This is a genomic window from Halococcus qingdaonensis (assembly GCF_024508235.1).
Taxonomy (GTDB): Archaea; Halobacteriota; Halobacteria; order Halobacteriales; family Halococcaceae; genus Halococcus; species Halococcus qingdaonensis.
The window spans coordinates 1,447,688-1,461,138 of sequence record NZ_CP101943.1; the positions used below are offsets into that span (position 1 = coordinate 1,447,688).

Consider the following 13,451-nt stretch of genomic DNA (forward strand, 5'->3'; position numbering starts at 1 on the left):
TCAGTTGCGGCCTCCGATCCGTCCGATCGATCGTCGGCCGTCGACGCCCGTCATCCGAGCACCCCGAAGCCGAACTGCGCGTACGGCCAGAAGTAGTAGACGAGAATCCCGACGAGGACGCCGGGAATCGTCGTGTAGATCGTGGCGATGATCGCGGCCTTCAGATCGATCGCCAGCAGCGGGAACAGCGCGTCGCCGTCCTGACTGATGGCGTTCGCCACGAGCGCCGAGAACGGGATCGCCTCTTCGAGGGCGTACAGCTGCGCGAACACGATGTGTGCCGCACAGCCGGGGATCAGTCCGAGCACCGCGCCCGCGATCGGTGCGAAGATGCCTGCGGCCGCCGCGAGCGCCTGGATCTCGACGCCGGTGAGCAGGAGACCGTACTCGTAGAGCAGGTAGCCAGCGATGACCCAGACCGTGACCATCGCTGTCTCCATCGCGGCGTGCTGGAAGGTGTTGTAGAGGCTCTCGAACGAGTCGCGAACGCGACCGGTCTCACCCTCGCCGATGTAGTGGCGACCGACGAAGTAGAGGTAGAACGACAGCGTGGTGCCGACGAGCCCGGTGATCGTGAACAGACCGTCGTAGGTGGCCGCGACCTCCCACGCGGGCTCCTGTGCACCCTTCGCGAGATACAGCACGCCGGCGACGAGCGCGCCCGCGAGAACGACCCACCAGAGAACGTGGATCGCGTGGCTGACGCGTTCGAGCAGCCGGGACTGGGACAGGTAGCTCGGGAGATCGCCGCCGTGATCGTGGTCGTGATCGTGACCGTCCGGGCCGTCGTAGTCGGCGATGCTCGGACCGCCGTCGGCGACGCTCGTCGTCGCGAACCCGCCGTCAGTCATCGGACGGCCGATGCGCTCGACCGCGTTGTCGACGTAGCCGACGCCGAGCCCGAAGATATCGATCGCGTAGCCGAACAGCACCGCCGCGACGAACGCCATCCCGTAGGCGTACAGCGCCGCCTCGGGTGCGAGCGCGAGGATGATGAACGCCGAGTCACCGGCGGTCGCCGCGAGCGCCGCGACGACGGTACCGAAACTGACCGTCCCGCGGATGTAGAGTGGCATGGCGATGATCGCGCCGCCACAGCCCGGCGTGAGCCCGAGCAGCGCGCCGGTGAGCGGCTGGGCGCGCTCGTTTTCCTGAAGCCACGTGGTGAGGCGGCCATCGAAGCGATACTGGACGAGGCTGAACAGCAGGATCGTCGCACCGACGAATCCCGAGACCTGCACGAAACCTTCGCGCCACGAGCCGACGAGGATCTCGAAAACCTCCGGCAGGCCGAGTTGAAGCAGGATCATCAGCCAGGGGACCCCTCGGATCGGGTGCGACGGTCGAGTCGGGAAGCGATACACTCGCTCGATCGAGAGTTGTCGTTCATTCGCAGGCGACTGTGAATGAGCGAAGGCAATAAAGATTTGTATCTAAATCGTGTATTAGTAGTCACTAATAGCGATAGGGAGTCTCTCAAAACCGTCGGCGGTTTCTCAACACAGCCTGGATAATACGAAAACGGACTTCTGGCGTCGAGTGAACTACCGAGTGATGACGGTTCTTCCGAGGATTTGCGGGGTAGAGCGATAATTGCCGAGATCGTCGAGACCCATCCATGGGTGCTATTCTAGAAGAGCAAAAGAAATAAATTAGTATATCCTAATAATCGGGCAGGAGGTGAAACACGATCGTTGGACACGCCACATAGAACGGCTCGAACACTCGTGTGTTGACACATCTGTCTACACCAGTGTGCCTCTACCGAAATGAGTGAAATTCTGCATTCCCTAGCGTTTCGTTCTCGATACTCGTCCTCCAGCGACCGCGATCGAACCGATACGATACTGTGAGTGGCCGACATCTGATTCCGACGAACGATCCATTAGCGGCCGCAGTGGTGTGGCTGCTGGCAACTGTCATGATAGCTCGATCGCAGGAATGGTCCGACACGACGGGCAGACGACCCCGTCCATGCTAGCCGACCAACGACATCTCGTTGTCCGACGGGGCAGTGTCGAGTTCGCGGACGTACATGCTGGTGGTGATCTCGTCGGGGAGCGAGACCGTCTCACCGCCATCGCTCGGCGCGACAGTCATCAGTCCAAAGGGAGCGATCTCGGTGATTGCGAGCTGTGTCCCGGGCGTGATACCGGCATCGGCGAGATAGGAAAGCACCTCCGAATCGCTGTCGGCGACCTGTGTGACGACGACCGTCTCGCCCTCACTGCAGTCGGCGAGCGTTGCATCGTCGTCCGCGGTCGGTTCGAGATCCTCGGTCGGGATCGGCGCGCCGTGGGGGTCGGCGCTGGGGTCGCCGAGAGCGGCCGCGAGCTTGGTTTCGAGGCGCTCGCTGATGTGGTGTTCGAGCCGATCGGCCTCCTCGTGGACCTCCGCCCAGTCGTAGCCCAGTTGCTCTGTCAGAAACAGTTCGAGCAGTCGATGATGGCGGATCGTTTCGAGCGCGACCAGTTCGCCCTCGGCGGTCAGCTGGACGCCTTTGTACTCCTCGCGCTCGGCGAGGTCAGCGTCTTCGAGGCGCTTGGTCGTCGCCGTCACCGTTGGAGGCGTGACGCCGAGCGAATCGGCGATCGCCGACGTGGAGACGGGCTCGTCGCCCTCATGGAGCTGGTAGATCGCTTTGAGATAGTCCTCGGATGTCGCGCTTGGCATATCGTTCCCTTGGTTGTCGAGATACTAAATCGTTGTTGTGAAGCATCTAAACGTGGCGAAAGAGGAGAACGCGGATGGTCGGTGGTGAAAGGGAGCGACCGGCTCCGACTCACGCCCAGCGAGACGAGTGATACAGCACGGCCAACACGTACAGCATCACGATCGTGAAGAAGACCGTGAGCATGAACATCTGGAACGTGACCTCAGGGACCGTGAGGGCTGGTTCTGCATCGATCGGTAGACGTGCCGACGTGACGAGCCTCATGCGTCATAACTGTGTTTACAGACGAATCCTATAATTGTTCCCCCCAAAATATTTGATTAGCTATGACTAACAATGATGGGTCAGTAGTCGTACATCGATTCGCTGAGGGAGAGAATACGAGGTCCGTCGTCCGGTATGTCGGCTCGTCAGCTATCGCTTGCGGTGGGATCCGGATGAAACGAACGATGTCGGGAACAATGGAAACAGTCAGTATCGGTGAACGATAGGAATTATAATCACGAAAACCGCTCGAAATCCGTATTTTTATCACGAACCAGCTTCTAAACGCGATACAAGGAACGATTCGTTATGATCAACGAAACACTGGTGATTGGTGGTGACGGGTCGGTGGGGGAGACACTCGCTCGCCGACTCGCACACGGTTCGGCCGTCGTGCTATTTCTCGGGGAGGACGAACACGCCGTCGAACGCGCGACGGCGGCGGGTGTCGACGCCTGTCTGGCCGATCCGAGCGAGACGGCCACGCTCGACCGCGAGGCGATCGAGTCGATGGGCACCGCCATCGTCGCCTCGCGGACGGACAGACGGAACCTGCTGATCGCACAGCTGCTGGGATGCCGCCGGACCGAGCGCATCATCGCACTCGTCAACGACCCGCGGAACGTCGACGCGTTCGCCGCGGCCGGGATCGAGCCGGTGTGTGCCGCGACCACGCTGGCCTCCGCACTCGCCAGACAGCACCATGACGGCAAGCGTCCCGAGATCGAGCGGCAGTCAGAACAGGCGACGGGGGAGTCGTCGACCGGGCAATCCCCGAAAGGGTCGGCCGACGGATCGGAGTGCGAACGGCTCCGATCGGACGGAACGGGTGGTGATCGCTAGTGCCAAAGAGCCTCGAACGCGATCTCGGGCTGTTCTCGGTGCTCGCCATCAGCATCGGCGCGATGATCGGCAGCGGGATCTTCATCCTCCCCGCGGTAGCCGTCGAGTACGCGGGACCGGCGGTCGTGATCGCCTACGTCCTGGCCGGGCTGGTCGTCCTCCCCGCGGCGCTCTCGAAGTCGGAGATGGCGACGGCGATGCCCGAATCCGGCGGCACCTATCTGTTCATCGAGCGCGGCATGGGGCCGTTGCTGGGGACGGTCGCCGGCATCGGTACCTGGTTCTCGCTGTCGTTTAAGGGTGGGCTGGCGCTGGTGGGTGGGGTGCCGTATCTCCTCTACCTGTTCGACGTCCCGCCGTCGATCACGACGCCGCTGGCGCTCACCCTCGCCGTGATTCTCGTCCTCGTCAACCTGTTCGGCGCGAAACAGACCGGTCGCATCCAGGTGATCATCGTCGCGATCATGCTCGCGGCGCTCGGCTGGTTCGTCGTCGGCGGGGTGCCGTCGGTACGGCCGGCGAACTACGCGGGCGTCTTCGAGACCAGCGCCGGCGGGATCCTCGCGGCCACCGGGCTCGTGTTCGTCTCGTACGCGGGCGTGACGAAGGTCGCGAGCGTCGCCGAGGAGATCGAGAACCCCGGCCGGAACATCCCGCTGGGCATTCTCGGCTCGCTCGGGTTCACCACGCTGCTGTACGCGCTCATCGTGATCGTCATGCTCGGCGTCACCGACACGGCGGCGATCGCCGCCTCCGAGGCACCGATGGCGGTCGCCGCGGAGGCCGCACTCGGTCCGGCGGGCGTTCTCGTCGTCGTGATGGCGGCGCTGCTCGCGCTCGTGAGCACCGCCAACGCCGGTATCCTCTCCTCATCGCGCTACCCGTTCGCGATGAGCCGCGACGGATTGGTGCCCCCCTCGCTCGGCGAGATCAGCGAGCGTTTCGGCACGCCGAGCACGTCGATCACGCTCACCGGCGTCGTGTTGCTCGTCCTCATCGCGTTCGTCCCGCTCGAGAGCATCGCCAAACTCGCGAGCGCGTTCCAGATCCTCGTGTTCGTCCTCGTCAACGTCGCGCTGATCGCGTTCCGCCGCGGCACGATGACCTACGAACCGACGTTCGAATCGCCGTTCTACCCCTGGATGCAAGCGTTCGGCGTCGTCGGCGGGCTCGTTTTGCTCACGCAGATGGGAACCATCCCGCTCGCCGGGGCCGTCCTCATCACGGCCGGCAGCGTCGCGTGGTATCTCTGGTACGCCCGCGATCGCGTCGAACGCGAGGGCGCGGCCGTCGACGCGGTCCGCCGCGAGGTCGGACGGCAGGCCGTCGAACGGACACGGGACGCGATCGCCCCGACGGAGGGCTACGAGGCGCTCGTCGCGGTGCCGGAGGGAACGGCCCCTTCACACGAGGAGACACTCGTCGGCGTCGCGGCGGATCTCGCAGCACCCCAGTACGGCGCGGTATCGGTCGTCCGGTTCGACGAGGTAGCCGACCAGGTGCCGCTCGAAGCCGCCACCGAACGGTCGGGTGCCGACATCGAGTTCGAGGAGCGGACGGACGCGCTCGCGGCCGAGCTCGACGTGCCGGTGCACGTCGGCGAGATCGTCAGCCACGACACCCGCCACGCGCTGGCGAACTACGTCGACGAGCACGACGTGGACACGCTCGTGATCGAGCGCCAGCCGTCACGCCGGCGCGAACGGCTGTTCGATGCGGACGACGAGTGGGTGCTCGCCCACACTGGCTGTGATGCCGTCGTCGTCGACAACGCCGCGGCGAACCCCGAGATCGAAACCGTGACCGTGCTGACCGACGACGGCCCTCACGATCCGGCGAAGATTGCCGTCGCCGACGCGGTGGCGGCGGCACACGACGCGGCGATCGTCCTGGAATACGCCCGCGACGCGTCCGTTTCCGACGAACAGCGCCGAACGATCGCCGACTACCACGAGGAGATCGCGGCACTCTGTTCGGTGCCCGTCAGGACGGCGCTCGTCAGCCCCGACGGTGGTTCGGGGGATCTTGAAAGCGACGACGCCGACGTGCTGGTCGTCGGGACGGACGCCCAGTCGCTCGCCGATGGCACCGACGGACCCGTCCTCGTCGTGCGTCCGCGCGAGGAGAGTATGCCGGGGCGGATCGGGCGCGCGCTCGAAGGGCGGCTACTGTAGGTCGAACGGCAAACGCTTTCCCGAGCGGCGATACCTTCTCGGAGTATGCCACCGCGCGAACTCGACGAGCTGGACGAGTACGTCGTCTTCCGACTCCAGGCGGACAGTCACGGAACGTCGGCGGCCGAGATCGCCGAGGACTACGGCGTCTCGCCGAGCACGGTCCGCAAACGCATCGCCCGTCTCGAGGACGAGGAGATCATCCGTGGCGCACATCTCGATATCGATTACGAACGCGCGGGCTACCAGCTGTTCACCAGCATCTTCTGTACCGCACCGATCCCCGAGCGCGAAGCGCTCGCCCGCGAGGCGCTGACGATCTCCGGCGTCGTCTCGGCCCGTGAGCTGATGACCGGTGAGGAGAACATCCAGATCGGTGCCGTCGGCCGCGACGGCGACGATCTCAGCCGCATCAACCGTGATCTCGCCGCGCTCGGCCTCGAGATCGTCGACGAGGAACTCATCCACAACGAGTACACCGGCCCGCTCCAGTGGTTCGATAAGGACGACGAACCGGAAACGAACGAATGATATACCGCAGTATCCGCGCTCGGTGAGCGTGCAGACCTCGATGCTGGCGAAGGAGACGGCTATGCGGCGCTTTTGTATCCATCACCGATACGAACCGTCCCGCTGCACACCGATCGGCGATCGGGAGAACATCCCATCGTTCGCGATATAGCAGACAACCCGCCGATACGTTTAGGATACTACAGTTCGTGTGACCGGACATGCCCGACGAAACGATCACGGTCGAAAACGAGCAAATCACGGCGGATGCCGACTTCGTTCGAGGGTCGTCGGGGGCATCGATAGCGTCCACCGAATCGACGGGACGCTCGGCCCGTGCGGTGGTACTGTTCGAACTGATCGAGGGTCCGACGTCCGCTCGGGCGATCGGTGATGGCACGTCCCTCTCCACCGGACAGGCCTCACAAGCGCTGAGCGATCTGGAAAAACGCGATATCGTCGAGGTGCTCGTTCCCAAGGACGGCTCCGACGGATCGATTTTCGGCGTGCTGCCACGGGGCGAGAAGGCAGCAGTGAACCTCGAGAAGTAACGCGGCAATATCTGTTTGGTGCAATTCGTTCGTCGAAACCGGCGGTCGCGATCCAGTACGATGGACGATCGGATTGTGAAAATCCACTGTAACGGGCGATAGGAGGAGAGAGGATGGCGCACGACCGGTTCTCGATGGGTTCTCTCCGACAGTAGCAGCGATCGGCAGTTTCTATTCCGTCGCTGAGCGGTAAGGATTAGCAAAGAATGATTTATATGATTCGGCTCTGTCGCCTTCTACCGAAGGATGGACGTGAAGAGAGCATGCCACGCAGTCCGGCGGCGTGAGGTGCGGCGACGGATCGCGAGATCACGGGCTCCAGCAACGGTGACGAGCTGGCGATCGCGTGACGGGGTTCACCGATCGATCGACGGCTGACGCGCCGAGCCAGCGCTCTCTAGACGGGAGTCCGTCTTTCGAGAAGTGAGCAGTCGACCATCACACCACCACACAGATGCCACGCAACGACAGCGGAAACGGACGAAGGGAGAACGGACAGCAAAGCGCATTTCCGATCGATCGACGATCGTATCTGGTCGCCGCAGGGGCTGCGGTCGGCCTGGGCGGGGTGGCCGCTCGGGAGGCCAGTGCCGCCACGGAACGGCGGGGAATACGGTTCGATCGGGTCGTCGACGTGGTCGAGGACGCCGATTGTGATCCGACGGGCGGCACACCGTGTGACGAAGCGCTCCGAGCGGCCGCCGCGGACAACACACTGTTGAAATTTCCCGAGGGAACGTACAAACTGACCGAACAGAACGTCGTTCTCGGGAAGACGAATCTCGGATTCCTCGGCGAGGGCGACGTCCGGTTCACGGTGCCGGGAGGGTTCAACGAGAAAGTGCTCGTCGTCGACAACGGCACGGGGCTGCTCTTCGAGAACATCGATCTCGATCTGACTGCCGACGGTGCGACGCCGGGGCTCCATTTCGGGGCCGACAGCGATCTCGAAGTGCACGACGTCGAGTTCGTCGGCCAGGGGATCCACCCGGACAGCGATCCCCGAGATGGGGGCAACGGCAATCCCGACGTCACCAACGCGTTCACACCGATCGTCAGATCGCCCGACGGTACGGGCAACGTCAGCAACGTCGTCGCGAAAAACGACGGACTGATGGGTGCGTACAATGCCGGTGACGGCCGCGTCGGCGTCTGGATCGGTGTTACCACACAAGGGACGATCACACTCAAGAACTGCCGGTTCGAGGGATTTCCCAACAACGGGCTCTACTGTAGCCGGACGAACGGTGTCGTCCGGATCGAGGGCGGCGAATTCAGCAACAACGACATCTCGCAGGTTCGCATCGGCAGCGAGGGAAGCTACGTCGACGGTGGAACGCTGACGGTCGACGCCGGAGCGAGCGCCAGCCCCAATCCGAACGACATGCTCAACGGTCGCGGCGTGCGCCTCGAAGTCGGCTCGCTCGATACGGCCGGCCCGGAGGTCAGAAACTGCGACATCACCATCGCCGACGTTCCCCATTCCGGTGGCGGGGTGGTCGCATCGGGCGACATCGGCTCCTTCGCGGCGCTCGACACGCGGATCAACGTCGGCCCTGCCGGCGTCCGGGGCGTGCTGGCGAAGGACCCGACCGGCGGGAGCTACACGACGGATCCACCGTACGACGGCACGCTCCGGAACGTCAGCGTCACGGGGGCCGTCGGTGATACCGCGGCGATCGAACTCCGCAAGCGCCCCGAATCCATTATCGATGGCTGCTGTGTGCAGACCGACGGTGATGGCGTCGAGATCGTCGATTCCGATGGCGCGGTCGTCCGGAACTCGACGCTCAACGTGGCGGGCCAACCGGTCGTGACCGAGAACGCCACGATCGATACCGCTGCGATCGCCAACGGTGGAGGATGTCCGATGCCCAACGACGCGACCGCATCACCGGATTCGTTCGAGAACACGCTCACCATCGAGGCGGCCCCGGGAGCCGACTACGAACTCGCGGTCAGCGGGACGCTGGAGTCGAACGCGTCGTTCGGCGCAACCGACGATCCCAACGACGAGCTCACGGGATCGAGTGCGTCCGGACAGGTCGGCGGTGGCGGTCGCGACAGCTACACCTACACGGGAACGATAACGAAGCTCCTGCTGCACGGTGGCGTCAACCTCTATCACGATGGACGGCCGGTCGATCCAGCCGACTATCTGCCCAACACGGTGACGATCGAGAGTCAGTCGAGCGCGACCTACGAGATCACCACCAGCGACGGTATCGCCAAGAGCGAAGCGATGGGTGCGGCCGACCCGAACGACAGCATCGGCGGGCGAACCGCGACTGGACAGGTCGGCAAGGGTGGACGCGACAGCTACGCCTACCCCGGCGAGGTCATCAGTATCGATATCGATGGCGACGCTACCGTCTATCACAACGGCGACGAGATCGACCCCAACGAGTTCGGCGTCGGCGGGACGCTCACGATCGAGGGGGCACCCGGAGCCGATTACGAGATCGAGGCGAACGAATCGCTAAAGCGGACCACGGCGGCCAACGCGACGGTCGATCCGAACGACAGTGTCTCGGGGCAGCGTGCGACGGGACAGGTCGGTGGTGGCGGCCGCGACAGCTATGCGTTCACGAGCGAAATCACACGCCTCGTTCTCGACGGCGGTGCGAACCTCTACTACGACGGCAAGCCGATCGATCCGGCCGACTACCTCCCGAACACGGTGACGATCGAGAGCCAGTCGAGCGCGACCTACGAGATCACCACCAGTGACGGCATCGTCAAGAGCGCGATCATCGGGCCAGCGGATCCGAACGACAGCATCAACGGTCGGACCGCCGCTGGACAGGTCGGCAAGGGTGGACGCGACAGCTACGCCTACCCCGGCGAGATCACCAATATCGACATCGACGGCGATGCCACCGTCTATCGCAACGAGACGGTGCTCGAAACGCCCGAACAGCTCTGATCGGTAGCGGCCGAGGCGGCTCTACAGCGACGAACGATCGTCGTGATTGCTCGATTCCCACACCGAATCAGCCACGGCCGTCCGAGATCGGTTCGACGAAAACGGACGCGATCGTCCCGCTCCACTCCGATTCCCTCATTAACTCGATACGTAGTAAACGTTTTACCCACGGCGCTCGATCCATGCATATGGCTACCGCATCGGCCGCAAACGATCGAGAGCCGTTCATCGACGGGGAGTGGCAAGGTGGCGACGCGGTCATCGACGTGACCGATCTCGCCGATGGCGGCGTGTTCGCCCGGGTGAGTGCAGCGGACCAGAGTCAGGCCGAAAGCGCACTCGCGGCCGCCGAAGACGCACAGTCCGCGCTCGCCGCGACGACGGTGCCCGAGCGCGTCGCGTGGCTCGAAACGATCGCGGCGGAACTGCGCGAACGGAAGGCCGAACTGGCGGAAATCATCGTCCGCGAAGCGGGCAAACCAATCGCCAGCGCGCGCGGCGAGGTCGAATCGGCCGCCGAGCGCTTCGAGCGCGCCGTCGGCGAGGCACGCGATCTCACCGGTGAGTATCGGGAGGGAACTACCGCGGGCCACGAGGGCTGGCAGGCGATCACCACACCCGAACCGATCGGCACAGTGTTGTGCATCACGCCGTACAACTACCCGCTCTCGACGACTGCGCTCCAGGTCGCGCCCGCGCTCGCCGCCGGCAACAGCGTCGTCCTGAAACCCGCAAGCAAGACACCCGTGAGCGCCGCGATCCTGACGGAGATCATCAGTGCGACCGATATCCCCGAGGGCGGGTTCAACTTCGTTCCGGGCCACGCGAGCGAGATCGGCGACGTGCTTTCCGGTTCGTCGGCCGTGAACGCGATCGCGATGACCGGTTCGTCGGCCGCGGGCGAGCACGTCGCGCGCGAGAGCAGGATCGTCAACCTCCACATGGAGCTCGGCGGCAACGCGCCCGCCGTGGTGTTCCCCGACGCCGATCTCGACGCGACCGCTGGGGACTGTGCGAAGGGTGCGCTCAAGTACGCCGGCCAGCGCTGCTCGGCGGTCAGCCGCGTGCTCGCTCACGAAGAGATCCACGACGACCTCGTCGAAGCGATCGACGACGCGATGGACGAGTGGCCCGCCGGCGACCTCTTCGACGAGGAGACGGCCCTCGGCCCGCTGATCTCCGCGGAGCAGGCCGACTGGGTCGAGGAACTCATCCAGGACGCCCGCGGGAAGGGCGCGCGCCTCGTCCGCGGCGGCGAACGCGACGGCCGATTCGTCGAGCCGACACTGCTCGCCGACGTCCCGCGCGACGCGCGCATCGTTCGCGAGGAGCAGTTCGGGCCGGTGATCCCCGTGACCAAGATCGAAAACGAAGACGACGCCGTTTCGGTGGCGAACGCGAGCGACCTCGCGCTCGATGCGGCGGTGTTCACCGCCGATCACGACCGCGCGATGGACATTGCAGAACGGATCGACGCCGGCGCGGTCCGGATCAACGGCGCGCCGTCACACGGTCTCGGCGACATCCCCTTCGGCGGCAACAAGCGGTCGGGCATCAATCGCGAGGGGATCGACGTGAGCATCGAGCAGTTCGTCCGGCGGAAGTCGATCGTTCTCTGATCGGGAAAACAGCTGTATCCGTCGATAAGCGACCGCGCCGTGCTCACCGGCGTTCGATACGGAGTTCGTGCGCCTCGATGTCCTCGTAGGTGGCGGCCTGTCCGCCGACCGAGATCGTGCCCGCATCCGTTTCGACGGTGAGACGCGCCGTCAGGTTCGTCGTGTTGCTCTCGATATCGACGACCGGGCCGGCGACCGATCGGCGCTCGCCGGTCTCGACGTCCCGCCCCTCGACGTGGGCGTCGAACTCGCCGTCGCTTTCGACGAGATCGGCCACACACCGTCGTATCGAGGCGTAGCGCCGCGGGAACGAGCGCCCATCGCCGCGATCGAGCAGCACGTCGGCAGTCGTCCAGAGGAGTGTGTCGAAGAATCCAGACACCAGAAAACCGAGTTCTGAACGGTTGAAGACGACGCCGTAGCGCTCGCGATCGGCGACGAGCGCGTCCTGTGTGGCGTAGACCGCGTGGGTGCCGTCGGCGACCGCGAGGATCGGGGTGGTGATGCCGTGGCGGGCACGGACGGCAGTCGCGATCGCCGTGTAGTCGTAGTCGTCGGGCGAAGGGACGTCGATGGCGGGCGTGAGGAGCAGCTCGATCGTCACACCGTCCTCACGGCGAGTAGCCAGCGCGTCCTCGAAGCGCTCAACGAGCGCGGGCGTCAGCGAGAGGTTGAGCTCGTACTCGGCGTTCTCGATCGCCGTCTCGAGATAGCGGAGGATCGTCGGGCGGGATTTGACGAGCGAGGCCGCCTCGGCGTCGCGTGCCGGCGTCGTGTATCGGCTTTCGAGATCGCCGACGAGCGTGTCGAGCGACGCGTGGATGTCGCCGAACGCATCCTCGGGATCGATGGCGAGCACCTCGATCGGGCGCGATTCCTTGAGTTCGACGAGTCCACGCTCTTCGAGGTCCCGGACGGTGTCGTAGACGCGTGGCTGGGGGATGTCGGTCCGCTCGGTGATCGCCGCGGCGGTCAGACGGCCGTGATCGAGAACGGCGAGGTAAGCGCTCGTCTCGTACTCGCTTAGGTCGAAGCGCTCGTTGATCCGCGCGAGTTCCCCACCGAGATCCTCGGAAGCCATGCCCCCTCCTACAGAGACGACCCAATTGAGGTCTGTGATTCGCCCGCAATGGTCATCGATCGCTGCTGCACGGCATCTCGTCCTCACTCGTCCCACGACCGACGGCCGACCGTCGATGCACCCAGCCGACGATGTTACCCGAAATCGTCCGTCCGCTCCGATTTCCGTGCAATGGCGATGAACGTCACGCCGCCGTCGAAGGTGGCCACCTTCGTCGATGCGAACCGATCGGTGAGTTGCGCCGGAATATCGGTGTCGGGAAACCAGTTCGTGGCCCACTTCGCAAGCGGAACGACCACGGGGTTGAGCAGTGTCCACGGGAATGTTTGGAACGGTTGCGCGTCGAGCACCACGATCCGACCGCCGGGGCGCAGCGCTCGGTAGGCAGCCTCGATCGCCCGCTCCGACTCCGGCATCGCACTCAGCGACATCGAGGCGTACACCGCATCGAACGCCCCGTCGGCGATCCCGGGCCGGCCCGCATCGCCACGGAGGACGTGGACGTTCGCCCAGCCCTTGTCGCGTGCTCGCCGACGGGCCTGGCGAGCCATCCCGAGGCTGTAGTCGAGGCCGACGACGCGCCCCGCGCTCCCGACGCGGGTTCGGAGCGCTGCGAAGGAGTTGCCCGGTCCACAGCCGAGTTCGAGCACTCGCTCGCCCGAATCGAGCGAGAGCGATTCCATCGCCCGCTCGCGGCGCTCGGACTCGCGGCCCAGGAAGGCGATGTCGTAGAGTCGACCGAACAGATTTCGATGACGACTCCACCAGTCGTAGAGTCCCTGTCCGCGACGGCTCACGAGCCGATCATA

The 13,451-nt window shown here is 64.6% G+C and carries 11 protein-coding genes; 6 read left to right on the plus strand and 5 right to left on the minus strand.

What is annotated here, in order from left to right:
• Positions 1 to 50: 50 nt before the first annotated feature.
• From NO363_RS07460 to NO363_RS07470, 3 genes are all read right to left on the minus strand, one after another.
• Positions 51 to 1,310, minus strand: coding sequence for a putative manganese transporter (locus NO363_RS07460; RefSeq protein ID WP_256684064.1), 1,260 nt, complete (start codon positions 1,308 to 1,310; stop codon positions 51 to 53).
• 667 nt (positions 1,311 to 1,977) lie between these two features.
• Positions 1,978 to 2,673 (minus strand): metal-dependent transcriptional regulator, encoded by a 696-nt coding sequence (locus tag NO363_RS07465; protein ID WP_256684066.1) that lies wholly within the window; start codon positions 2,671 to 2,673, stop codon positions 1,978 to 1,980.
• A gap of 109 nt (positions 2,674 to 2,782) precedes the next feature.
• Positions 2,783 to 2,938 carry a hypothetical protein gene (locus tag NO363_RS07470; RefSeq protein WP_256684068.1) on the minus strand — a complete coding sequence of 52 codons (156 nt, stop codon included), beginning with the start codon at positions 2,936 to 2,938 and terminating at the stop codon, positions 2,783 to 2,785.
• A gap of 309 nt (positions 2,939 to 3,247) precedes the next feature.
• Here NO363_RS07470 and NO363_RS07475 point away from each other — a divergent pair, with 309 nt between their 5' ends.
• From NO363_RS07475 to NO363_RS07500, 6 genes are all read left to right on the plus strand, one after another.
• Complete coding sequence (locus NO363_RS07475) at positions 3,248 to 3,781, plus strand: NAD-binding protein (RefSeq protein WP_256684070.1); 534 nt, start codon at positions 3,248 to 3,250, stop codon at positions 3,779 to 3,781.
• Positions 3,781 to 5,955 carry an amino acid permease gene (locus NO363_RS07480; protein WP_256684072.1) on the plus strand — a complete coding sequence of 725 codons (2,175 nt, stop codon included), beginning with the start codon at positions 3,781 to 3,783 and terminating at the stop codon, positions 5,953 to 5,955. Before NO363_RS07475 ends, NO363_RS07480 begins: the two co-directional genes overlap by 1 nt.
• 45 nt (positions 5,956 to 6,000) lie before the next feature.
• Positions 6,001 to 6,486, plus strand: coding sequence for an Lrp/AsnC family transcriptional regulator (locus NO363_RS07485; RefSeq protein ID WP_256684074.1), 486 nt, complete (start codon positions 6,001 to 6,003; stop codon positions 6,484 to 6,486).
• A gap of 200 nt (positions 6,487 to 6,686) precedes the next feature.
• Positions 6,687 to 7,016: a helix-turn-helix domain-containing protein gene (locus NO363_RS07490; RefSeq protein ID WP_256684075.1), complete on the plus strand. Its 330-nt coding sequence runs from the start codon at positions 6,687 to 6,689 to the stop codon at positions 7,014 to 7,016.
• A gap of 634 nt (positions 7,017 to 7,650) precedes the next feature.
• Positions 7,651 to 9,942 (plus strand): hypothetical protein, encoded by a 2,292-nt coding sequence (locus NO363_RS07495; protein WP_256684076.1) that lies wholly within the window; start codon positions 7,651 to 7,653, stop codon positions 9,940 to 9,942.
• A gap of 188 nt (positions 9,943 to 10,130) precedes the next feature.
• Complete coding sequence (locus tag NO363_RS07500; protein ID WP_256684077.1) at positions 10,131 to 11,561, plus strand: aldehyde dehydrogenase family protein; 1,431 nt, start codon at positions 10,131 to 10,133, stop codon at positions 11,559 to 11,561.
• Positions 11,562 to 11,604: 43 nt separating this feature from the next.
• Here NO363_RS07500 and trmB read toward each other — a convergent pair whose 3' ends face one another.
• Positions 11,605 to 12,642 (minus strand): HTH-type sugar sensing transcriptional regulator TrmB, encoded by a 1,038-nt coding sequence (gene trmB / locus NO363_RS07505; protein WP_256684079.1) that lies wholly within the window; start codon positions 12,640 to 12,642, stop codon positions 11,605 to 11,607.
• A 134-nt stretch (positions 12,643 to 12,776) separates the two neighbouring features.
• A complete protein-coding gene (locus tag NO363_RS07510) occupies positions 12,777 to 13,439 on the minus strand; it encodes a class I SAM-dependent methyltransferase (protein ID WP_256684081.1) in 663 nt (220 codons plus the stop codon).
• Positions 13,440 to 13,451 lie beyond the last annotated feature (12 nt).